Source organism: Roseovarius sp. M141 (genome assembly GCF_024355225.1).
Taxonomy (GTDB): domain Bacteria; phylum Pseudomonadota; class Alphaproteobacteria; order Rhodobacterales; family Rhodobacteraceae; genus Roseovarius.
In genome coordinates, this window is the sequence record NZ_VCNH01000008.1 from 2097283 (window position 1) to 2118279 (window position 20997).

General features: G+C 61.7%; 18 protein-coding genes and 3 pseudogenes. 9 read left to right on the forward strand and 12 right to left on the reverse strand.

The window, feature by feature from the left end; genetic code table 11:
• Positions 1 to 37: 37 nt before the first annotated feature.
• From pstB to FGD77_RS14255, 4 genes are all read left to right on the forward strand, one after another.
• Positions 38 to 799, forward strand: a complete 762-nt coding sequence (gene pstB, locus FGD77_RS14240) for a phosphate ABC transporter ATP-binding protein PstB (protein WP_255014238.1) — start codon at positions 38 to 40, stop codon at positions 797 to 799.
• A 3-nt stretch (positions 800 to 802) separates the two neighbouring features.
• Positions 803 to 1510, forward strand: a complete 708-nt coding sequence (phoU, locus tag FGD77_RS14245) for a phosphate signaling complex protein PhoU (protein WP_255010778.1) — start codon at positions 803 to 805, stop codon at positions 1508 to 1510.
• Between the two features lie 2 nt (positions 1511 to 1512).
• Positions 1513 to 2199, forward strand: a complete 687-nt coding sequence (gene phoB / locus FGD77_RS14250) for a phosphate regulon transcriptional regulator PhoB (protein WP_255010779.1) — start codon at positions 1513 to 1515, stop codon at positions 2197 to 2199.
• 166 nt (positions 2200 to 2365) lie between these two features.
• Positions 2366 to 4714, forward strand: coding sequence for a Tex family protein (locus FGD77_RS14255; RefSeq protein ID WP_255010780.1), 2349 nt, complete (start codon positions 2366 to 2368; stop codon positions 4712 to 4714).
• Between the two features lie 119 nt (positions 4715 to 4833).
• Here FGD77_RS14255 and FGD77_RS14260 read toward each other — a convergent pair whose 3' ends face one another.
• The 3 genes and pseudogenes from FGD77_RS14260 to FGD77_RS14270 form a co-directional block, all read right to left on the reverse strand.
• Complete coding sequence (locus FGD77_RS14260) at positions 4834 to 5382, reverse strand: CHAP domain-containing protein (protein ID WP_255010781.1); 549 nt, start codon at positions 5380 to 5382, stop codon at positions 4834 to 4836.
• Positions 5383 to 5552: 170 nt separating this feature from the next.
• Positions 5553 to 6335 (reverse strand): annotated as a pseudogene (locus FGD77_RS14265) (IS5 family transposase).
• A gap of 95 nt (positions 6336 to 6430) precedes the next feature.
• Complete coding sequence (locus FGD77_RS14270) at positions 6431 to 6793, reverse strand: transposase (RefSeq protein ID WP_369682725.1); 363 nt, start codon at positions 6791 to 6793, stop codon at positions 6431 to 6433.
• Positions 6794 to 6813: 20 nt separating this feature from the next.
• On the opposite strand from FGD77_RS14270, the pseudogene FGD77_RS14275 reads away from it, so the two are divergent.
• Positions 6814 to 7762 (forward strand): annotated as a pseudogene (locus tag FGD77_RS14275) (IS110 family transposase).
• A gap of 262 nt (positions 7763 to 8024) precedes the next feature.
• Here FGD77_RS14275 and FGD77_RS14280 read toward each other — a convergent pair.
• The 4 genes and pseudogenes from FGD77_RS14280 to FGD77_RS14295 form a co-directional block, all read right to left on the reverse strand.
• Positions 8025 to 8558, reverse strand: a pseudogene (locus FGD77_RS14280) (transposase); the annotation flags it as partial.
• Between the two features lie 134 nt (positions 8559 to 8692).
• Entirely contained in the window at positions 8693 to 9751 is a 1059-nt protein-coding gene (locus FGD77_RS14285) for a methyltetrahydrofolate cobalamin methyltransferase (protein ID WP_255010782.1), read from the reverse strand.
• A 21-nt stretch (positions 9752 to 9772) separates the two neighbouring features.
• Positions 9773 to 10702 carry a methylenetetrahydrofolate reductase gene (locus tag FGD77_RS14290; RefSeq protein ID WP_255010783.1) on the reverse strand — a complete coding sequence of 310 codons (930 nt, stop codon included), beginning with the start codon at positions 10700 to 10702 and terminating at the stop codon, positions 9773 to 9775.
• 26 nt (positions 10703 to 10728) lie between these two features.
• Positions 10729 to 11064 carry a virulence factor gene (locus FGD77_RS14295; RefSeq protein WP_255010785.1) on the reverse strand — a complete coding sequence of 112 codons (336 nt, stop codon included), beginning with the start codon at positions 11062 to 11064 and terminating at the stop codon, positions 10729 to 10731.
• Between the two features lie 240 nt (positions 11065 to 11304).
• On the opposite strand from FGD77_RS14295, the gene FGD77_RS14300 reads away from it, so the two are divergent.
• From FGD77_RS14300 to FGD77_RS14310, 3 genes are all read left to right on the forward strand, one after another.
• A complete protein-coding gene (locus FGD77_RS14300; protein WP_255010787.1) occupies positions 11305 to 12423 on the forward strand; it encodes a Ppx/GppA phosphatase family protein in 1119 nt (372 codons plus the stop codon).
• On the forward strand, positions 12420 to 13136 hold the full coding sequence (locus FGD77_RS14305; protein WP_255010789.1) for an RlmE family RNA methyltransferase: 717 nt from the start codon (positions 12420 to 12422) through the stop codon (positions 13134 to 13136). Before FGD77_RS14300 ends, FGD77_RS14305 begins: the two co-directional genes overlap by 4 nt.
• Positions 13137 to 13329: 193 nt before the next feature.
• Positions 13330 to 13806: a fasciclin domain-containing protein gene (locus tag FGD77_RS14310; RefSeq protein ID WP_255010791.1), complete on the forward strand. Its 477-nt coding sequence runs from the start codon at positions 13330 to 13332 to the stop codon at positions 13804 to 13806.
• Between the two features lie 110 nt (positions 13807 to 13916).
• Here the strand turns inward: FGD77_RS14310 and FGD77_RS14315 are convergent, their stop codons facing one another.
• Complete coding sequence (locus FGD77_RS14315) at positions 13917 to 15464, reverse strand: hypothetical protein (RefSeq protein WP_255010793.1); 1548 nt, start codon at positions 15462 to 15464, stop codon at positions 13917 to 13919.
• Between the two features lie 149 nt (positions 15465 to 15613).
• On the opposite strand from FGD77_RS14315, the gene FGD77_RS14320 reads away from it, so the two are divergent.
• Positions 15614 to 16282 (forward strand): thiamine diphosphokinase, encoded by a 669-nt coding sequence (locus FGD77_RS14320; RefSeq protein ID WP_255010795.1) that lies wholly within the window; start codon positions 15614 to 15616, stop codon positions 16280 to 16282.
• 6 nt (positions 16283 to 16288) lie between these two features.
• Here the strand turns inward: FGD77_RS14320 and FGD77_RS14325 are convergent, their stop codons facing one another.
• The 4 genes from FGD77_RS14325 to FGD77_RS14340 all read right to left on the reverse strand — a co-directional run bounded on the left by FGD77_RS14325 (position 16289) and on the right by FGD77_RS14340 (position 20996).
• Positions 16289 to 17200 (reverse strand): DMT family transporter, encoded by a 912-nt coding sequence (locus FGD77_RS14325; RefSeq protein WP_255010797.1) that lies wholly within the window; start codon positions 17198 to 17200, stop codon positions 16289 to 16291.
• Positions 17201 to 17213: 13 nt separating this feature from the next.
• Positions 17214 to 18587: an L-serine ammonia-lyase gene (locus FGD77_RS14330; RefSeq protein ID WP_255010799.1), complete on the reverse strand. Its 1374-nt coding sequence runs from the start codon at positions 18585 to 18587 to the stop codon at positions 17214 to 17216.
• Positions 18588 to 18777: 190 nt separating this feature from the next.
• Positions 18778 to 20052 (reverse strand): amidohydrolase family protein, encoded by a 1275-nt coding sequence (locus FGD77_RS14335; RefSeq protein WP_255010801.1) that lies wholly within the window; start codon positions 20050 to 20052, stop codon positions 18778 to 18780.
• Positions 20052 to 20996, reverse strand: coding sequence for an ABC transporter permease (locus FGD77_RS14340; RefSeq protein WP_255010803.1), 945 nt, complete (start codon positions 20994 to 20996; stop codon positions 20052 to 20054). Before FGD77_RS14340 ends, FGD77_RS14335 begins: the two co-directional genes overlap by 1 nt.
• Position 20997 lies beyond the last annotated feature (1 nt).

The following is a 20997-nucleotide window of genomic DNA, read 5'->3' on the forward strand; positions in this document are numbered from 1 at the left end:
CATGAAAGACACTAATATGACCGAAACTGTCGGCGCCATGGCCGGGCAGAAGATATCAGCAACCAACGTGCAGGTGCGCTATGGAGATACCATCGCCATCAAGGACGTCTCGGTGGACATCGCTCCCAACACGGTAACCGCCTTTATCGGGCCATCCGGGTGCGGCAAATCCACCTTCTTGCGCTGTCTGAACCGGATGAACGACACGATTGAAATCTGCCGGGTGACGGGGGATATCCGCATCGATGACGAGGATATCTATGATCGCCGCGTTGACCCTGTGCAACTGCGCGCCAAGGTCGGGATGGTGTTTCAGAAACCCAACCCGTTTCCGAAATCCATCTTTGACAACGTCGCGTATGGCCCGAAAATTCACGGGCTGGCCCGCAACAAATCCGACCTGAGTGATATCGTCGAGAACGCCCTGAGAAAGGCGGCGCTGTGGAACGAGGTCAAGGACCGGCTGGACAGTCCGGGCACAGGGCTGTCGGGGGGACAGCAGCAGCGCCTTTGCATCGCGCGCGCCATCGCCACGGCCCCTGAAGTGCTGCTGATGGACGAGCCTTGCTCGGCGCTGGACCCGATCGCAACCGCGCAGATCGAAGAGCTGATCGACGATCTGCGGCAGAATTATTGCGTGGTGATCGTCACCCACTCCATGCAGCAGGCCGCGCGGATCAGCCAGAAGACGGCGTTTTTCCACCTTGGCACTTTGGTGGAATATGGCGATACCGACCAGATATTCACCGCCCCCCACGACCCAAGGACCGAAAGCTACATCACCGGCAGGATTGGATGAGCCATGAAGAATGAACATATATCGTCGGCTTTCGACACCGATCTGGAGGTAGTTCAGGCGCAGATCATGAAAATGGGCGGGCTGGTCGAAGACGCCATCCGCCTTGGCATGAAGTCTTTGGAAACCCGCGATGCGGAGCTTGCCCAGCAGGTGCGCGCCGCAGACGCTGGCATCGACGCCCTCGAAGAGACAATCAACGAAGGCGCCGCCCGCATCATCGCCTTGCGCGCCCCGACCGCGATTGACCTGCGCCTGATTCTGAGCGTGATCAAGATCAGCGGCAATCTGGAGCGGATCGGCGACTACGCCAAGAACATGGCCAAACGATGCCAGGTTCTGTCCGGCGCCGAGCCGATCAGTGACAGCATAGGCACCCTTCGCCGCATGACACGCGCCGTCGAGATGATGCTGAAGGATGCGCTGGATGCCTATATCCATCACGATGCGGCACTGGCCGCGGATGTGATTGCGCGCGATGTGGATGTGGATCAGATGTATAATGCGCTGTTTCGCGAATTGCTTACCTTCATGATGGAGGATCCGCGCAATATCACTGCCTGCCTGCATCTGCATTTCATCTCCAAGAACACCGAACGCATGGGGGATCACGTGACATCGATTGCTGAGCAGGTCATCTATCTGGCGACCGGCAAGCAACCGGACGAGGCGCGGCCAAAGGCAGATACGACATCGTCAGAATCAGGGGTTTAGGCATGTCAATTATGCAGGCGCAGGTGCTGCTGGTCGAGGATGAGCCGGCCCAGCGCGAGGTGTTGATCTACAATCTGGAAGCCGAAGGGTTTGCCGTGCGCTGCGCCGAAAACGGCGAAGACGCCATGCTGATGGTTTCCGAGGCTTTGCCCGATCTGGTGATCCTCGACTGGATGATGCCGAAGGTCAGCGGTATCGAAGTCTGTCGCCAGCTCAAGACCCGCGACGACACAAGGCACATTCCCGTTATCATGCTGTCCGCGCGATCCGAAGAGGTCGATACGGTGCGCGGTTTGGAAACCGGCGCGGATGACTATGTGACAAAGCCGTATTCGGTGAATGAACTTATGGCGCGGGCACGCACGCAGCTACGGCGCACGCGTTCGGGGTCGGTCGTGGCGCTGTCCTTTCAGGATATCACCCTCGATCCCGAAAGCCATCGGGTCATTCGCGACGACCAAGACCTGAAGCTGGGGCCGGTCGAGTTTCGCCTTTTGACGCGGCTGATGGAAAGGCCCGGCCGCGTTTTCAGCCGCGAGCAGTTGCTGGACCTTGTTTGGGGGCGCGATATATTTCTGGACACGCGCACGGTCGATGTTCACGTCGCGCGCCTGCGCAAGACGTTGACGCAACAGGGTGGCAGCGATCCCATCCGTACTGTACGTGGCGCGGGCTACGCGCTGGGGTGAATTTGAAAATTGTGCCGACGGCGCGTTGATTTTTTCGGCAACCGGCGTCGAACACCCTGCGACATTCTCTGGACTTCCGCTCTTTTCCCTCGTGGCGCCCAACAAGGCTTGGCGGCCCCCGATTGCCCGGCTATTACGATCATCCGACTAGCGCAGGGAGCCGACCATGACCGCCGCCTCAGACAGTATCGCCCGCAAGATTGCCACCGATATCGGGGCACGCGCCGAACAGGTCACCGCGACCATCGCGCTGCTGGATGGCGGGGACACTGTCCCCTTTGTCGCACGCTACCGAAAAGAGGCGACAGGCGGTCTGGACGATACGCAATTGCGGCGATTGGCCGAGCGGCTGGACTACCTGCGTGATCTGGAAAAGCGGCGCGCCAGCATCCTTGGTGAAATCACCGGGCAGGGCAAGCTGACCGACGCGCTCGCCCGCGCCATCGCAGGCGCCGATACCAAGGCGGTGCTGGAGGACCTGTATCTGCCGTTCAAACCCAAGCGGCGGACCAAGGCCATGATCGCCCGCGAGAACGGGCTGGAACCGCTGTTGCGCGCAATCCTCGCTGATCGCGCCGCCGACCCGGCCACGCTGGCGCAGGGCTATCTGTCCGAGGCCGTGGTGACACAGAAGGACGCGCTGACCGGCGCACGGGACATTCTGACCGAGGAGCTTGGCGAAAATGCCGCCCTCATAGGCCGCCTGCGTCAGGTCTTGCAAACAGACGCGGTGATCACGGCGCGCGTGACCCCCGGCAAAGAAGAGGTCGGCGCCAAATTCTCGGATTATTTCAACCATAGCGAAAAATGGGCAACGATCCCGCCGCATCGTGCGCTGGCCATTCTACGCGCCGCAAAAGAAGAGGTCGTGACCATCGACATCGGCCCAGAACCGGACACGGGACTACCGCGTGTCATCGGCATCATCGCTGCCGAAATCGGGATACCCGGTCGGGCACCGGGGGATCTGTGGCTGCAAGAGGCGGCGAACTGGACATGGAAGGTCAAGCTGAGCCTGTCGATGTTTGTCGATCTGATGACCGATCTGCGCCGCCGCGCCCATGAGGCCGCGATAGATGTTTTTTCCCGCAACATGCGCGATTTGCTGCTGGCGGCCCCTGCGGGCGCGCGCGCGACGCTGGGGCTTGATCCGGGTATTCGGACCGGTTGCAAGATCGCGATTGTCGATGAGACGGGCAAACTGATTGAAACCGCTACGATCTATCCGTTCCAGCCGCGTAACGACCTGCGCGGCGCCGAAGAGACGCTGCTACAGATGATTCGTCGGCACGATATCGCCCTGATTGCCATCGGCAACGGCACGGCCAGCCGCGAATCCGAGCGGCTGGTCGCGGACGTGCTCAAGCGCCTGCCGGCCGGGGCGCCGCGCCCCACACCCGTCATCGTGTCAGAGGCCGGAGCGTCGGTGTATTCCGCCTCCGAACTAGCCTCGAAAGAGTTCCCGGATATCGATGTGTCGCTGCGCGGGGCCGTGTCCATCGCCCGCCGCTTGCAAGACCCCCTGGCCGAGCTGGTCAAGATCGAGCCGCAGGCGATTGGTGTCGGCCAATACCAGCACGACGTCGATCAACGCCGTCTGACGCAATCTCTGGCTGCGGTGGTCGAGGATGCGGTGAATGCGGTGGGGGTCGATTTGAACATGGCCTCGGCGCCGCTGTTGTCCCATATCGCGGGTTTGGGGCCATCCTTGGCCCAGTCCATCGTCGCGCATCGCGATGCCAACGGCGCCTTTGTCACGCGCAAGGCCCTGCTCAAGGTGCCCGGTCTGGGGCCAAAGGCATACCAGCAAAGCGCGGGATTTTTGCGTATCTCGGGCGGCACCGAACCGCTCGATGCGTCCTCCGTTCACCCCGAGGCCTACGGCGTTGCGCGCAAGATCGTGCAGGCGTGTGGCCGCGACATCCGCGCGATCATGGGCGATAGCAGCGCGCTGGCAGGTCTGCGGGCCGAGCAGTTTGTCGACGATAAATTCGGCCTGCCAACCGTGCGCGATATCCTGACGGAACTGGAAAAGCCGGGCCGCGATCCACGCCCCAGCTTCAAGACCGCTACTTTTGCCGATGGCATTGACGCCATCACCGATCTCAAACCCGGCATGTCGCTGGAAGGGACGGTAACCAATGTCGCGGCCTTCGGCGCGTTCGTCGATATCGGCGTGCATCAGGATGGTTTGGTGCATGTCAGCCAACTGGCTGATCGCTTTGTCAAAGACCCGCATGAGGTGGTCAAAGCCGGCGATGTGGTCCGCGTCCGAGTGACCGAAGTCGATGTGGCGCGCAAGCGCATTGGCCTGACCATGCGCAAAGATGGCGGCGACGCGTCATCGCCGCGCGCAACCAAGACTGAAAAACCAAAGCCGGGCCGCGGGGTTCGATCCTCGGCTGCACCGCAGTCCACGGGCAGCCCTCAGGGCGCGCTGGGATCGGCCCTGTCAGACGCTTTGAAACGCTCAACCGCCCCAGCCGGGCGCACGCCCAAAGCTCCGCGTCGATGATCGAGAAATCTCCATAACTCAGCCCGATCAGATGGGGGAAGGATCGCCCAAACTACGCCAGACCCCTTCGGGACGCTGTGAAAATGCATCGACACAGAGCGGCCAACCGTCAGCCCGTATTAAATAGCCGATTTAGGGGGCAGGATGAAGCCATTGACCGGATACACCCCGCCAAAGGCATTTGGGTTTGACTCCAATCGAACAGCAGACCAGTCGCCGGCATTCGACACGTCAATCACGGTCATGCCCTGGCTGATCTGGTTGCGATGCCAGTTGGCATGATCGACCAGAACGCGGTTGGGGGCCAGGACTTCGGAGACGACAGCGACATGACCCATCGGCATCGATGACGTTGCGCGGAAAGACATGACCGCGCCGACAACAGGGCTTTTGGACTGATCAAAGGTGCCCGCCGCCTTGTTCCACCATGTGTTGGCGTTGCCGCGAATGTTTATACCGCTGACGTTGCGGGCGAAGGGCACGCACCAGACGCGCTTGCCCTTGGCGCGCAGGCTTGCTGCCTCGCGAAGGGCCATCGCCTCGCGCGCGGGGTCGATTTTGAATTGGTTGGTGGCATCTGACTGCTGGGACGCGCAGGCGCCGAGACTGATGGCGGCGACACAAAAAAGTGGCGCTATACGCCAAAAGCGGTTGGATCGGACGGTCATCGTTCCCTCGAGTTCGTTTCTGCCTGCGACGCTCTTCCGGCGCGCGCGTGTCTGTTTCCTACAAATTCCCGCCAGATCGAAGGCCTTAGATTCTGCGTGGCGAAAAACCGCCGAATTTTGGACGGATCGACGGTTAATCGCGCATGTGAAATATTAGGGGCTGTTGACGTTCACCGTATCTGAATGATTGTTGCCGCAATCGAGATGAAGGCCTTGAAGCTCTGATCTGCCTTGCAGGAGCGCATGGCCATCCCTCTGTTTTCCTTCAGCTTGCCGAAGTAGTTTTCGATCAGATGCCGCCATTTGTAGGTTTCCTTGTCGAAGGTTGCGGGAAATTTCCGATTGGATTTCGACGGTATGACCGGGATGATGTCGCGTTCCAGCAGGTCATTGCGCAACCAATCTGCATCGAAAGCCTTATCCGCCAGCAAGTGCCCGGCAGACAGATCACGGATCAACATACCAGTCTCGCGCAGATCGTGGGCCTGTCCCGCTGCCTGGCAGGCGATTGCCTTCAATCGCCGAGAAGGGGGAAATCGACGAGATTGCCGAGTGCGTCTGTCAGAGCCAGTATCTTCGTCGTCATGCCGCCGCGAGAACGGCCGATGGCCTGGCAAAGAGTCCCCCTTTTGCGCCCTGACCCGAGCGATGGACCTTCACGATCGTTCCGTCAATCATTGCGTATTCCAGGTCGGCGTCTGAAGCTATAGCTTTGAAAACATGTAGTGGAAAGCGTCCGCTTTGACCCACCTGCGGAACCGCTTGAACACGCTGTTCCATTTGCCAAATTCGACCGGGAGCTCACGCCACTGCGCCCCGGTGCGCACGATCCACAGGACCGCTTCCACGAACAAGCGGGGATCACGCCCGGTTCGTCCCGGATCGGATAGCTTCCCAAGGCAATACGGTTCGATGATGGCCCATTGCGCATCGGTCAAAACTCTTCGGGTCAAGGCTGCTCTCCTCTGTTTGCAACCTTGAATCAGAAGTTAGGTGAATTGGGAATCCGGAACGTCAACAGCCTCTAGGGTCAGGGCTCGTTCTTGGTTCATAGCCAGAACATCACAGTGGCGGCGAGTGCTACGGCTGAGAGGAAGGCCTTTGGGCATCTGTCATAGCGTGTAGCGACCCTGCGCCAGTCCTTCAGCCGTCCGAACATGATCTCGATCCTGTAGCGGCGTTTGTCGTATGTGACGGGCTTGCCTCTGGACTTCCGGCCAGGGATGCAAGGCTTTATTCCCTTTTCTATCAGGGCCTCGCGGAACCAGTTCGCGTCGTATCCCCGATCTCCCGGCAGCCAGTCGGCCGCGGGCAGGCCGTTCACCAAAGCCTTGGCCCCGGCGTAGATGGAGTGGTTGCCGCCCTCCCCGACGGCATCGCAATGTGCCAAGGTTGTGGTGTTCAAGGCCACACAACAGAGAGGACGGCGAGATGAACGATATGATGATCGGAGTCGATCTGGCAAAAAATGTTTTTCAGGTCCACGCAGCCCTGCGTTCGGGGGAGGTGCAGTTTCGCAAGAAACTTACGCGACAGCAGTTCCCCGCGTTCATGGCCCAGCAGGCCCCCTGCCTGATCATCTTCGAAGCCTGTGGTGGCGCGCACTATTGGGCGCGCGAAATGGAAGCGCTTGGGCACGAGGTGAAGCTGATCGCGCCGCAATACGTGCGCCCGTTCGTGAAGCGCCAGAAGAATGACGCCGCCGATGCTGAGGCGATCGTCATCGCGGCCCGCCAGGCCGAGATGCGCTTCGTGGAGCCCAAGACAGTTGAGCAGCAGTCCCGCGCGGCGGTTTTCCGTGGCCGGGAGCGGCTAGTTCATCAGCGCACCGCGGATGTGAACGCCTTGCGGGCTCTGCTGTATGAGCATGGCGACGTCTTTCCCGTAGGAATACGCTACCTTGATCGCATGACAGCGCTTGTGGACGATGATACTTCAGATTTGCCCGCGCTGATCCGGGAGGAGTGCCAGGACCTGCTGGCGCCGACTGCAGACCATGCCAGGCGTCGGCCCGCTGACGGCCATCGCGGTGGAAGCTTTCGGGCCCGACATGGCGCATTTTAAAACCGGGCGCAACTTTGCGGCTTGGTTGGGCCTTGTACCCAGGCAGCATTCCTCGGGCGGCAAGGAGCGCTTGGGGCGGATGACCAAAGCCGGTCAGGCCGACATCCGACGCCTTCTGGTCATGGGCGCAATGTCGCGACTGGGCTGGCTTGGGCGGCGCACTCTTGCGCAGGGCAACTGGCTGTCACGCATGTTAGCGCGCAAACCCACCATGCTGGTCGCAATCGCGCTGGCCAACAAGATGGCGCGGCAGATCTGGGCGATGTTAACAAAAAACGAGGATTACAAGGATCCGGCGCTGGCAGTCGCGGCATGATGCGCATGTCGAACCGCTAGCGACGGTGCCAAGGGGGTGTGAGAAGACGACGACCTGAATGGGCAAAATGATCGAACAGATCCGGATTGAGAAAACCAGTTCAGCGATACGAGCTGAAAGCTCGAGGTGTAGATTTGGACCCAATCCGCTGATCACCATCCCGGCCCGCGGCTAATGGAAGTGCCGCATCACGAGGCCTGACAGAAGTTCGCACTCGATCACGCGCAAGTAGGGTCAAAAAATTCTTGCATCACGGGCGGCAACCACAGAAGTCGCTGACCTGGCCTGCGGTCATGAAGAACTTGAGCGGCCGTCCAATCGTGTCGGTGACAGCATGCAGCTTCGTCCCTCTCGTCGATTGTTCCAATTGCCTGCCGGGCAACGGGTCACGCCGCCCTTCGTTCGCCCTATCAGACGTCCATGCCCCCTTTTTTTACCCGCAGGCTCGAGGCCGTGCGGTGTGCTTTGACCCTCTCGTGGTTTGTAGGCAAACCCCTGCCGGGCAGCGGATAGGTTGCATCAATCGAGATTGTCTTGTGGTCGGGTGCCTCGGCGGCCAGGCCCGTCATGATTCGCGCGAACACCCCATGTCGCTCCACCGTTTCCAGCGGTTGTAGAGGGTCTTGTGCGGACCATACTCCCGGGGAGCATCGCGCCAGAGCAACCCATTGCGATTCATGAAGATAATGCCACTCAGAACGCGCTGGTCACCGACACGCGGTACCCCATGGCCCTTCGGAAAATATGGCCGAAACCGCGCTATCTGATCTTCGCTCAGCCCGTAAAAATTGCTCATCAGCACCCCCCATCACTCCGGGAGCTTGAATCCTCAAGGCCCCGTAGCTTCAAGCCAATCAATGGGTCCAGAGCCTAGCATTAAATGCAAAAAGGCCCCGCCGAAGCGGGGCCTTGCGCGTTAGCTCATCGGGTTCAGCGGCGCTTGCGACCGCCGACACGGCCCGCGCGACCACGGCCTTCTTCGCCCGCCTTGGGCGCTGCCTTGTTGAACTTGATCCACTCGCTGCCATGCGCGTCATTGTTGGTCAGGAAGTTGGCGGCGCGAATCGCCTCCATTTCGCTGCCCGATTTCGGCAGGGTGCTGCCGAGGCCGAAAAGCTGGCAGAACGTCTCGTCGTCCATGTCTTCTGGGATTTGCAGGCCAGTCGCGGCCACTTCGGCGCGTTTTTCCGCAATCTTGGCGGACGGGACGGGCAGGCCGACCGGGTTCATGATGGCAGACGTCATGCCGGCGCCCATCGCCATGGGCAAAAACGCGTTGTTGATGCCGTGCCGGTTCGGCAGGCCAAAGCTGATGTTGGACGCGCCGCAGGTGGTGTTCACGCCCAGCTCGTCGCGTAGACGGCGCACGAGAGCAAAGACCTGTAAACCGGCCGTGCCCATCGCGCCGATCGGCATGACCAGCGGATCGACCACGATGTCATGTGCAGGGATGCCGAAATCGGCGGCGCGCTGGACGATCTTCTTTGCCACCTCGAAGCGCACGTCCGGATCCTCGGAAATCCCGGTATCGTCGTTGGAAATTGCGACGACCGGCACATTGTATTTCTTGACCAGCGGCAGCACGAATTCCAGTCGCTCTTCTTCGCCCGTGACCGAATTCAGCAGGGGGCGCCCTTCGCAGGCTTTCAATCCGGCCTCAAGCGCGGCCGGGACCGAGCTGTCGATGCACAGCGGCAGATCGACAAGACCCTGAACCATCTCGATGATCTTGGTCATCAGGGGCGGCTCTGTCTCATTCGGGTTGGGGTTCGAATTGTAAACGACGCCGGCGTTGATATCCAGCACGGTGGCACCCGCATTGGCCTGCGCGATGGCATCCTTCTGGACAGTCGAAAAATCGCCCGCCTCCAGCTCGGCCGCCAGTTTCTTGCGGCCGGTTGGGTTGATGCGCTCGCCGATGACGCAAAAGGGCTCGTCAAAGCCGATGACGGCGGTTCTTGTTTTGCTCTCGACGATGGTGCGGGTCATGTTTGTTCCTTGGTTCTATATTTACTGGGCCGAGGCAGGGACGCCGGAGGCGCCTGCATTCTCGATTGCCCATGTCGTATTGGCCTTGATACCTCCGAGCGGAAAGAAATGCACGTTGGTGATATTAAAGTCCGGGTTTGCTGCCTTGTGCGCGGCCAGATCTGCAATCACGTCGGTCGGCTCGTAGGGCAGCAGCAGCTTGGTCACGTCCATCGCGCGTTTTTGCAGGACTTTCAGCGACGGGCCGACACCGCAGGCGATAGCGAACCTGATGAGGGTTTGCAATTTCGCCGGGCCGGCGACGCCGATATGGATGGGCAGGTCGATGCCGGCTGCCTTGAGGCTATCTGCCCACTCGATGATCGGCTTGGCCTCGAACGCGAATTGCGTGGCCAGCGCCATTTCAGCGTCGGACGTCTCGGAAAAGGCTTGCTTCCACTTCAGCGCGGCAGTCACATTTTCCATGCCGCCAGAGGGGTCGATGTCGCGGTTGCCTTCGGGATGGCCTGCGACATGCAGGCGTTTGAAGCCAGCCTTGCCGAATTCGCCCGATTCAAGCAGCTGCATGGAGCTGTGAAAATCGCCATAGGGCTGCGCAACGCCACCCGCCAGCAACAGCGCCTGGTCGACGCCGGCCTCGCCGTGATAGCGTGCGATCCAATCGGCCAGCACGCTGCGGTCCTTGATGATGCGCGCCGGAAAATGCGGCATGATGTTGTAGCCCTGATCGGCCAGACGGCGCGCGGTGGCAACCATATCCTCGATGGGTGTACCTTCGATATGGGCGATGTAAACGCGTGTGCCTGCGGGTAGCAGGTCGCGGAAATCATCGATCTTTTCGGCGGTGCGTGGCATCACCTCGATCGAGTAATCCTTGAGGAGAGCCTCGACGGCGGCGGGCGATGCCGCGGGCGTGGTCTGCCGACGTTTCTTAAAGTTCAACAGGGCCATCAGAGCCTCCTTTATCCCGGTTGGGGTCATGCGTCGGCGGTCTTTTCGCCAGCGTCCATGCGATCAGAATTCCAGCCATCATTGGCGATCAGCGCCTTCAGGCGGTCGCGGTCGTATTCGCCGTCAAGGCGGGCAGCCTCGGCGGCGACCACGTCTTCGGCCTCGCCGTCCAGAGGGTAGGGCGCCGCCTTGCGCCATTCGGACAGATAGGCGTCGGTTCCAGCGGCGCCGGTCTTCATCGCGGCGCGGTCAATGGCCTGCTCGAATTTCTCGGGCAGCTGTTTCTTTACGCCGCGCCGCCCTTTGCCCACGATGACCTGAGCCGGAATGTCGCGCCAGTAAACGATTGTTACGTCGACCATGATGATTCCCCCTGATTTCGCCCTGTCTAAAGTACACGCCACCACGCGCAGCGCCCGTTTTCGACCCAACGCGCGTGCAGAGCGACGCAGGTTTGTCTAACGCAGCAGGGCAAGCCCGGCCAGCGTACGCATACCCCATAATTCTCATCATAGCTATGAGGCACAGGCGTCCCTGTGCAGCCTTGCGCGAACTCTGCGAAACCCATACGTTGGGGACAACTCGAAATGGAGGGCGTTCCAATGACGCCCAAGCGTCCCGAAGGTGCGGGCGCAATCTCGAAACCGGTTGAGAGCCCCGCGCCGAAACCGCCCCGTCGCCCGCCGCTTTATGCGGCGCTCGATCTGGGTACGAACAGTTGCCGGATGCTGATTGCCGAACCGCGTGGCAGTCAGTTTCGGGTCATAGACAGCTTCAGTAAATCGGTGCAGCTTGGCGCCGGTTTAGAAAAGAGCGGCCTGTTGTCACGCGCCTCAATCGGGCGCACGATTCAGGCGTTGCGCGTATGCCAGCAGAAGCTGAGCCGCCATCAGGTCGCCGGTATGCGCCTTGTTGCGACCGAGGCGTGCCGGCGCGCGACCAACGGCGCCGCCTTCATGGCGCGGGTCCGCAACGAGACGGGCCTGACGCTGGATGTGATCACACCGCTGGAAGAGGCGCAGCTGGCCGTGGTTAGCTGTGCGCCGTTGGTCAGCCCTGAAACGGATCAGTTGCTGGTGGTCGATATCGGTGGCGGGTCGACCGAACTGGTGTGGATCGACCTCACCGATGTCGAACGATCCCAGCGCCGCCGCGCCATCATGCGGCTGCATGGTGGCTTCAATCAGGGTGATGGCGGCACGGGACCCTGCGCGCGCGTCGTCGACTGGATCAGCGTGCCCTTGGGCGTGGCCACCTTGCGCGACCAGTTTCGTGACGTCGAGGATGACGCGGCCCGGTTTGCGCTGATGAGCTGGTTTTTTGAGGAAAACCTGATGGAATTCGCCCCTTACAAGCGCGAACAGTCGCGCAAGGGGTTCCAGATCGTAGGCACCAGCGGCACCGTCACGACCGTCGCGGCCAGCCATCTGGGGCTTAAACGCTATGACCGCAACCGCGTCGACGGGCTGCGCATGACCTCGGACCAGATCGACACGGTGATCCGCAGCTATCTGGCGCTGGGGCCGGACGGGCGGCGGCTGGATCCGCGGATCGGGCTGGACCGGCATGCGCTGATCATGTCGGGGGTGGCGATCCTTCAGGCGCTTTTGCGCTGCTGGCCGACCGACCGATTGTCGGTTGCGGATCGCGGTCTTCGCGAGGGCATGCTATACGCCCAAATGGCCGCCGACGGCGTGCTGGCGAGCGAGGAGAGCGCATGAACAAGGGACCGGACGGCAAGAATACATCGGGGCGCGGCCAACGCGACCTGACGGTCAAGGTGAAATCGGCCCGCGGGCGGACGGCGTCCTCGACGCGCTGGCTGCAACGGCAGCTGAATGACCCCTATGTCAAGCGCGCCCAGAACGAGGGATATCGTGGCCGTGCGGCATTCAAGATCATGGAAGTGGACGATAAATTCCGCTTTCTGGTGCCGGGTGCGCGCGTTCTGGATTTGGGTTGCGCCCCCGGCGGCTGGATCCAGGTGGCGGTGCCGCGCATCAACGCGCTGGGGGAAAAGAGCGGCAAGGCTGTGGGCACTATTCTGGGCGTCGACCTGCAGGAGGTGGAGCCGATTGCAGGCGCCACCATCCATCAGCTCGATTTCATGGACGAGGGTGCGGACGAACAGGTCAAGCAATGGCTGGGCGGACCCGCCGATGTGGTGATGTCCGACATGGCTGCGTCCAGTTCGGGGCACAAGCAGACCGACCACCTGCGCATCATCTCGCTCTGCGAGGCGGCGGCCTATCTGGCGTTTGACGTGCTCGAAGAGGGTGGAACGTTCGTGTCCAAGGTATTGGCCGGCGGCGCCGAGGGCGAGCTGCAAAAGCTGTTGAAACAGCGTTTTGCCAAGGTCGCCAACGTCAAGCCGCCCAGCAGCCGTGCAGACAGTTCCGAGAAGTTCGTGGTGGCGACGGGGTTCCGCGGCTAGGCGTCATTGCGACCTATGCCAATACGCGGCAGCGCGCCGGTTAGCTGAACCGCCAGATGACGCATGTGCAGCGCCAGACTGATTTTGATCGGCCTACATGCGGTCTTCACGGTTATGTGAGTGATCCTTTTGCGGCTAGTCCGCGTATCCCCTCTATCGCCGATGATGGCGACCACCCGAGAGGAGTTTTTTCATGATCCGCAGAACTTTCCTGGCCCTTGCCGCATCGACGGCGCTCGCGTTTCCCGCCATGGCGGCAGACAAGGACATCGTGGATACCGCGGTCGATGCCGGCTCGTTCGGCACGCTGGTTGCCGCGGTGCAGGCCGCCGACCTGGTTGATACGCTGAAAGGCGAAGGCCCGTTCACCGTATTTGCGCCGACTGACGAAGCATTTGCCGCACTGCCCGAAGGCACTGTCGAAGACCTGCTGAAGCCTGAAAACAAGGACAAGCTGACGGCAATCCTGACCTATCACGTTGTGTCCGGCAAGGTCATGTCGACTGACCTGAGCGATGGCATGACAGCCGCGACAGTGCAGGGCGACGATGTCACTATCAAGATCGATGGCGGCGTCATGGTCAATGATGCCAACGTAACATCGGCCGACATCGAAGCATCGAACGGCGTGATCCACGTCATTGATAGCGTGCTGATGCCTGCGATGTAAAACACGGGACTGCGGGCGTGCCCCAACGGCGCGCCCCATCCGATATGCTGATATGAAAACGCTGCCGAATATCCCTTGGGCAGCGTTTTGCGTGACAGATTGCGGCAGCTTCAGGCCGATTGGCGGAAATCGGTCACATCTGTCACCGCAAAGCGTCCGCCGCTGAGCTTTTTCAATTTGCCCTGCCGCAGAAGGTGTCCGAAGGCGCGCAGACCCTCTTCGCGAGAAAACCCTTCCTGATGAGCCTCGCGCAATTTTTGCACCAGCATCGGGCGCGAGAACTGCGGTGTACCCTCGATATCGGCCATGTAGGCGGCGGCAGCCTCCAGCAGGTCGGTCAGGTTGTGTGCACCCATCCGTTTGGCATAGCTGACAAAGCCGAAAGCATGGTCTGTATGGTCGGTTGCGTGGGGCGTTGCAGGGCTGGGGCGCGCGGGGGTATCAATGCGCTGCTCGTCGACCAGTCTCAGAGGGGCCGACTGGCCGGATGGAACGGCGCCGGTGCGGGGCGTGGTCGGGGTGACAGGCTGCGGACGGCGCGGGCGTACCGCGCTTTGCAGATCCTTGCGGTAAGGCTGATCGTCAACGCCGGGCGACATGGCGCCGCCTGCGCGGTGCTCGGCGTTGGTGGCGGCGACGGCGGCGCGCAGATGCTGGATATCGCTGCGGCGCTTGTCCATTTCAGGCCCGTCCAGTTGGGTGTTGGCCTCGTCAAAGATCCGGCTGGCCTGAGCGTCGGGCGCGGGCTGTTCACGGTGCCGCCCGCGCCGTGCATCCTCACCGAGGAATATCCCCGCGTCGGTGGCAATTGTGTCCTTGGCCAGCATTTTTTCGATTGCGCAGGCTTCTTCTGTCTCTGGGGGCGGGGTTTGCGCCATGGACGCGCGGAAATCGTCCAACTCGGCCTCGACCTCGGCCAGCTCGCGCTGAAGATCGGCTTCGGCCTCGGGGCTGAGCGCGCCATTGCTTTTGTCCACGGAAACAACTTCTTCAAGGTCCAAGCTGGCGAACGCGGCCTCCAGATAGGTGCGCTTCATCTTGATGACACGCGCAGCTAGGGGGCGCGGCTCTGTCGCGCCGGGGCCGTCCTTGGTCAGTTGAGTCTGCGACTCATCCGCCTGATCGGCGTTCTTGGTATTTGTTTCTGTCTTTTCCGGCATCATCAGGGGGCTTTGCGGCGTATCAACCAGAAGATCCTGCACCAGTTCATCCTCGTCATAATTGCTGCCGGGGAAATCGGATCCGGCAGGGTCGAACACGGCGTGGATGCGGCGCAACTTATCCGCGATGCTATCGCTGCCGGTCCCAGTCGCGGGCGCGGTGCCCAAGGTTGGCGCAGGCTGGTCGCTGGACGTTTGGCATCGGGTATCCTGGCCTCGCGGCGCCATGGCCGGTAGGGCGGCAAGACTGGTACGCAGGTGGATCTTGCCATCGGTCTCCTGGCCCTCGACGTGGCGGGAAATCTCACGCTCGGCTATGCGGGCCAGCTTTTTGGCATCGGGGTTTGCAGGTTCGACGTCAATGCCGCGCTCACTGGCCGAAAGATCGCGGAAATACTCGGCAATCGCCTTCAGCACGTTGAGCGAGTCGTCAAAACCTTCCAGTGTGCACGAGAATTTACCGTAGGAAACTGTCAGGAACTTGCTTGTGCCAGCCATGGTGAGTGCGCCTTTTCCTTGCCTGCGAAGCCAATCTTTACCATGTCAGTCACGACGAAAGGCGTCCGATTCTGCGGTAATCATCGTATCATTTCGTGGCGAGATTGTGATTTGTTTTATTTTTCAGGGCAAATTCAGGGGATTTTAGATTGATTGTTCAAAGTTCTGCACCAGTTGCCCTGATTGGCGGCGCCCCGACGAATGAGGCGGCGTTGAAGTTTGTGCTGTCGCTTGCGGACAGGGTGGTTGCCGCCGATGGCGGGGCGGGCACCGCACTGGCGCAGGGGCTGGCGCTGGATTCGGTGATCGGGGATTTTGATTCGATCCCGCCGCTGGTCCGCGCGGCATATCCGGCCGATATTTTGCACCATATCGCCGAGCAGGACAGCACCGATTTTGAAAAATGCCTGATGCGGATTGACGCGCCCCTGATCCTGGGGGTGGGGTTCAGCGGCGCGCGGCTGGATCATCAGTTGGCGGTGTGCAACACGCTGGTGCGCTGGCCGACGCGGCGCTGCATGCTGATCGGGGAGGAGGATGTCGTGTTCCTTGCACCACCCACACTGGCGCTGGACCTGGCGAAAGGCACGCGCGTGTCGCTGTTTCCTATGGGCGCGGTCGAGGGGCGCTCGGACGGGCTGAACTGGCCCATCGATGGGCTGACGCTGACGCCGGATGGTCAGATCGGCACGTCGAATTTCGCCACCGGGCCCATCGGGCTGAGCGTGACAGCGCCCAAGCTGCTGGTAATCCTGCCAGCGGAATATACGGGTGCGGTTGCGCAGATGCTGTTGAAAAACGGCGCGCGCTGGGAGTAATGCCAGCTACGGTTGTGGCAGGGGGCGGCGCTCCAGATGGCGCTCGCGCAGGAAGACAAACAGGCCCGAGGCGACGATCAGCGCGATCCCGGCAAAACTGACGGCGTCGGGCAGATCGCCAAAGATGTAATACCCCAGCGCCGTAGCGGTGACGATTTCAAGGTACTGCACCGGCGCCAGCACCGAGGTGGGCGCGAATTTCAGCGCAAAGCTGATACAGATGTGGCTGGCCGTCGCGCAAAGCCCCATTACCATCAGCAGCCAGAAAATACGTGTGTCGGGCCATGACGGATCCAGCGGCCCGATGCCCGAGCCATCAAAGGCCCACAGGATTGGCAGCGCGATGGGGAGTGCGGCAAGGCCGGTATAGGCCTGCAATGTGATGGGATGCATCCGCGTGGCCATGCGCCGCGTCAGGATCATATAGAACGCAAAAAGAAATGCTGTCACCAGCGGCAAAACGGCGACAAGGCCGAAATCCTGAAATGAGGGCCGTATGATCAGCAGTGCGCCGCAAAACCCGACGGTGCACGCGATATAGCGGCGCGCGCCGATCGGCTCGCCCAGCAGAAGGCCGCCCAGAAGCGTCAGGATGAACGGTTCGACAAAGAATATGGCGATGGCGTCGGCGACCGGCATGAATTGCAGCGAATAAAAGAAACAGCCCGTCGCCACCAGCAGCAGCGCGGCGCGCACAAGGTGCAGCGCCAATTCGCGGCGCCGTGGCCGGTGCAGCCAGCCCATTGCGGCGGCCAGCGGCATGAGCATTGCCGCCTGCGTAAAGAACCGCACAGTGGCAACCTGCGCCACTGCCATGCCGTCACCGATCAGCTTGGCAAAGCTGTCCATGACCGGCGCTATCAACGCAAAGCCGACCATGAACAAGATGCCGAGCGACACGCGCGCGGTGGGTTCCATCAGGCGGGAGTCATCAGCAATTGGGCACGTTGACGGCCAGCCCGCCCAGCGACGTCTCTTTGTACTTGTCCATCATGTCGGCGCCGGTCTGGCGCATCGTTTCGATGCAGGCGTCCAGCGGTACAAGATGCGTGCCATCGCCGCGCATCGCCAGCGACGCCGCCGATATGGCCTTGATCGCGCCCAAGCCGTTGCGCTCGATGCACGGCACCTGCACGAGGCCCTTGACAGGATCGCAGGTCATGCCGAGGTGATGCTCCAGCGCGATTTCGGCGGCGTTCTCGATCTGCATGGGGGTTCCGCCCATGACGGCGCACAGGCCCGCCGCGCCCATCGCAGCGGCGCTGCCGACCTCGGCTTGGCACCCGGCCTCGGCGCCCGAAATCGAGGCGTTGAACTTGACCAGCCCGCCGATGGCGGCGGCGGTCAGCAGGAAATCCTCGACCTTGTCTTCGGACGCGCCGGGATAATGATCGAGGTAGTAGCGGATCACCGCCGGGACGACACCGGCCGCGCCGTTGGTGGGCGCGGTGACGACCTGCCCGCCGGCGGCGTTTTCTTCGTTCACCGCCATGGCGTAGACGCTCATCCAGTCGTTGATCTTGTGCGGGGCGTTCTGGTTCGTGCCGCGCTCGGCTATCAGCGCATCGCGGATGCCCTTGGCGCGGCGTTTGACATTCAGCCCGCCCGGCAGGATGCCGTCGGTATTCATGCCGCGCTCGATGCAATCGTTCATCACCTGCCAGATGCGTTGGACGCCGGCGCTCATGTCTGTCTCGCCCTTGCGGGAAATCTCGTTGGCCTTTTTCATCTGGGCGATGGATTTGCCCGATGTCTCGCACATCGCAAGCATCTCGGTGGCGGATTTGAACGGGTAGGGCACAGGCTCGCCCTCGTCAGTGTTGCGGCCTGCGGCAAGCTCGGCTTCGGTCATCACGAAACCGCCGCCGATGGAAAAATAGGTTTCTTGCAGGATGGTATCGCCCTGTTTATCGGTGGCCATAAGCACCATGCCGTTGGCGTGGCCGGGCAGGTTGGGGCCAAAATCGAACAGCAGATCCTCCTTGGGGTTGAAGCGCAGCGTGCCCAGCCCCTCGGGGGTTATCGTGTGCGTCTCGCGGATCTGCTCCATCACTGCCTCGGCGCGGTCGTGATCGTAGGTTTCGGGCAGAAACCCGGCGAGGCCGAGGATCGTGGCGCGGTCGGTCGCGTGGCCGATCCCGGTGAAGGCGAGGCTGCCATGCAGCACGCCCTTGACGCCGACACATTCGAAAGGCGCGGCGCGCATCTTGTCAAGAAACCGCGCGGCGGCGACCATCGGCCCCATCGTGTGCGAAGAGGACGGGCCGATACCGACCTTGAACATATCGAAAACGGACAGGAACATGGATGGGCCTCCTCGGGGCTGGCGTGGTTCGACTGTTGTGGCATGAAGCGCGCACGGGGCCTATACCGAATGCGACATACGGAGGCGAACTTGTGCCGCAGGTGTTCCGGTGGGGGGCTTTGCCCCTCTTTGCCTGCGGCAAATTCACCCCAGGATATTTAAGGCAAAAAGAAAAGGTGGGCGGGGCGATCTATGGGGTCGGGTGGCGGCGGCGGGCTGTTTTTGGGCGGCCCGGCAGCGTGAGCGCGGCATCCATGCGCGGCGTGTGCGATATGATGCGGCCCTTGGAGATGACGCACAGGCGCGCGGGGCGCAGGCGCAACGCCTCGATCGGGGTTGCGGCATCGAGGATGACGAGCGAGCCCTGAGCGCCGACATGCAGGCCGTAATCCTCAAGCCCCATGATCGCGGCGTTTTGCTGCGTGACCATGTCAAAGCAGCGCGCCATTTCATCGGGCGCGGACATTTGCGCGACGTGCATTCCCATGAACGCCACGTCCAGCATGTCGGCGGTGCCCAAGCTGTACCAAGGGTCGAGCACGCAATCCTGCCCCCAGCCGACGGTGATGCCGTGGGCCTGCATTTCCTTGACCCGTGTCATGCCGCGGCGTTTGGGGAAGGTATCCTGCCGCCCCTGGATCATGATGTTGATGAGCGGGTTCGCCACGGCGGAGACTCCGGCCTCGGCGATGAGAGGCAGGAGTTTCGAGACGTAGTAATTGTCCATCGAATGCATTGACGTCAGGTGGCTGGCATTGACCCGACCCTGAAGGCCGAGGCGCTGTGCCTCATAGGCCAGCGTTTCGATATGGCGGCTCATCGGGTCGTCCGATTCGTCGCAATGCATGTCGACTTGCAGGCCGCGCGTGGCCGCCATCTCGCACAGATCGCGCACCGAAGCGGCGCCGTCCGCCATCGTGCGTTCGAAATGCGGGATGCCGCCGACCACGTCGAGGCCCATGTCCAGTGCGCGGATCGTGTTTTCGCGCGCGGTCGGGTCGCGGTAGAGTCCGTCCTGCGGGAAGGCGACCAGTTGCAGGTCGATGTAATCCTTGACTTCGTCGCGTACCTGCAACATCGCCTCCACGCCCTTGAGCGTATCATCGCAGGTGTCCACGTGGCTGCGGATCGCCAGCAAGCCCATGGACGCGGCCCAGTCGCAATAGGTAAGGGCGCGCGCGATCATGTCATCGATGCTCATCACCTGTTTCAACTCGCCCCAGAGGCCGATTCCCTCAAGTAGCGTGCCGGATTCATTGATGCGCGGGGTGCCATAGGATTGGGTCGCGTCCAAATGGAAATGCGGATCGACAAAGGGCGGCGAGACCAGATCGCCGGTAGCCTCGATCACGTCGCGGGCTTCTGTGCCCAGCGGCTCCATCGCCGTGATGCGGCCATTTGTGATGCCGATGTCGGAGATGCGGCCATCGGGCAGCGTGCCACCTTTGACGATGATATCGAACATTAGCGCTCTCCCTTGTTGAACGGCACCATGAGGGCGGCGGGCACTTCGGCGCGGCGCGACATGACGACCAGCGCGAGGATGGACAGGAAATAGGGTAGCATCAGGAAGATCTGATAGGGGATGCCTGCGCCCAGAGAAGTCTGTTGGATGCGGATTTGCAGCGCGTCGAACGCGGCAAAGAGGATCGCGCCGAGCAGCGCCTTGCCCGGCTTCCACGCGCCAAAGACGACCAGCGCGATGCAGATCCAACCGCGCCCGTTGACCATCTCGAAGAAGAAACTGTTGAAGGCGGACATGGTCAGGAACGCGCCGCCCACGGCCATCAACCCGCTGCCGACCATGACCGCACCCATGCGGATTGCCGCGACCGACAGGCCTTGGGCCGCCACCGCGTGGGGGTTTTCGCCCGCTGCGCGCACGGCGAGGCCCAGAGGTGTACGGTAGAGGACGATCGCCACGATCGCGACCATCGCGAAGGCAAGATAGGTCAGCGGCGTTTGCGCGAACAGCGCCGGGCCGATCAGCGGGATATCCGACAGGATCGGGATTTCAAACGGCTGAAAGGGCGTGATGCTGGGCGGGCTGGTGACCGCGGGCAGGGCAAGGCGGTAGGCGTAGTAGGTGCTGGACGTCGCCAGCAGGGTCACGCCAAGCCCGACGACATGCTGCGACAGGCCGAAGGGCACCGTCAGGATCGAATGGATCAGGCCGAACCCCATGCCGACGGCAAACGCCACCGCGACGCCAGGCCAGAGGCCAAGGCCGGAGTAAACAGCCATCCAGCCCGCAAAGGCGCCGGCGACCATGATTCCCTCGATCCCGAGGTTCAGGATGCCGGCACGCTCGCAAATCAGCTCGCCCAGCGTGGCAAAGATCAGCGGCGATGCGATCCGGATTGCGGCGGTCCAGAAGCTGGCGGTCATGAGGATTTCGAGGATATCCATG

What these genes read in the sequence shown, in the direction of transcription:
- FGD77_RS14285 (WP_255010782.1), bottom strand. Translation starts at nt 9,751, where the DNA reads ATGACCCGCACCATCGTCGAGAGCAAAACAAGAACCGCCGTCATCGGC.
- FGD77_RS14305 (WP_255010789.1), top strand. Translation starts at nt 12,420, where the DNA reads ATGAACAAGGGACCGGACGGCAAGAATACATCGGGGCGCGGCCAACGC.
- FGD77_RS14315 (WP_255010793.1), bottom strand. Translation starts at nt 15,464, where the DNA reads ATGGCTGGCACAAGCAAGTTCCTGACAGTTTCCTACGGTAAATTCTCG.
- FGD77_RS14340 (WP_255010803.1), bottom strand. Translation starts at nt 20,996, where the DNA reads ATGGATATCCTCGAAATCCTCATGACCGCCAGCTTCTGGACCGCCGCA.
- FGD77_RS14325 (WP_255010797.1), bottom strand. Translation starts at nt 17,200, where the DNA reads ATGGAACCCACCGCGCGCGTGTCGCTCGGCATCTTGTTCATGGTCGGC.
- FGD77_RS14290 (WP_255010783.1), bottom strand. Translation starts at nt 10,702, where the DNA reads ATGGCCCTGTTGAACTTTAAGAAACGTCGGCAGACCACGCCCGCGGCA.
- FGD77_RS14335 (WP_255010801.1), bottom strand. Translation starts at nt 20,052, where the DNA reads ATGTTCGATATCATCGTCAAAGGTGGCACGCTGCCCGATGGCCGCATC.
- FGD77_RS14330 (WP_255010799.1), bottom strand. Translation starts at nt 18,587, where the DNA reads ATGTTCCTGTCCGTTTTCGATATGTTCAAGGTCGGTATCGGCCCGTCC.
- phoB (WP_255010779.1), top strand. Translation starts at nt 1,513, where the DNA reads ATGTCAATTATGCAGGCGCAGGTGCTGCTGGTCGAGGATGAGCCGGCC.
- FGD77_RS14255 (WP_255010780.1), top strand. Translation starts at nt 2,366, where the DNA reads ATGACCGCCGCCTCAGACAGTATCGCCCGCAAGATTGCCACCGATATC.
- FGD77_RS14260 (WP_255010781.1), bottom strand. Translation starts at nt 5,382, where the DNA reads ATGACCGTCCGATCCAACCGCTTTTGGCGTATAGCGCCACTTTTTTGT.
- FGD77_RS14310 (WP_255010791.1), top strand. Translation starts at nt 13,330, where the DNA reads ATGATCCGCAGAACTTTCCTGGCCCTTGCCGCATCGACGGCGCTCGCG.
- phoU (WP_255010778.1), top strand. Translation starts at nt 803, where the DNA reads ATGAAGAATGAACATATATCGTCGGCTTTCGACACCGATCTGGAGGTA.
- FGD77_RS14300 (WP_255010787.1), top strand. Translation starts at nt 11,305, where the DNA reads ATGACGCCCAAGCGTCCCGAAGGTGCGGGCGCAATCTCGAAACCGGTT.
- FGD77_RS14295 (WP_255010785.1), bottom strand. Translation starts at nt 11,064, where the DNA reads ATGGTCGACGTAACAATCGTTTACTGGCGCGACATTCCGGCTCAGGTC.
- pstB (WP_255014238.1), top strand. Translation starts at nt 38, where the DNA reads ATGGCCGGGCAGAAGATATCAGCAACCAACGTGCAGGTGCGCTATGGA.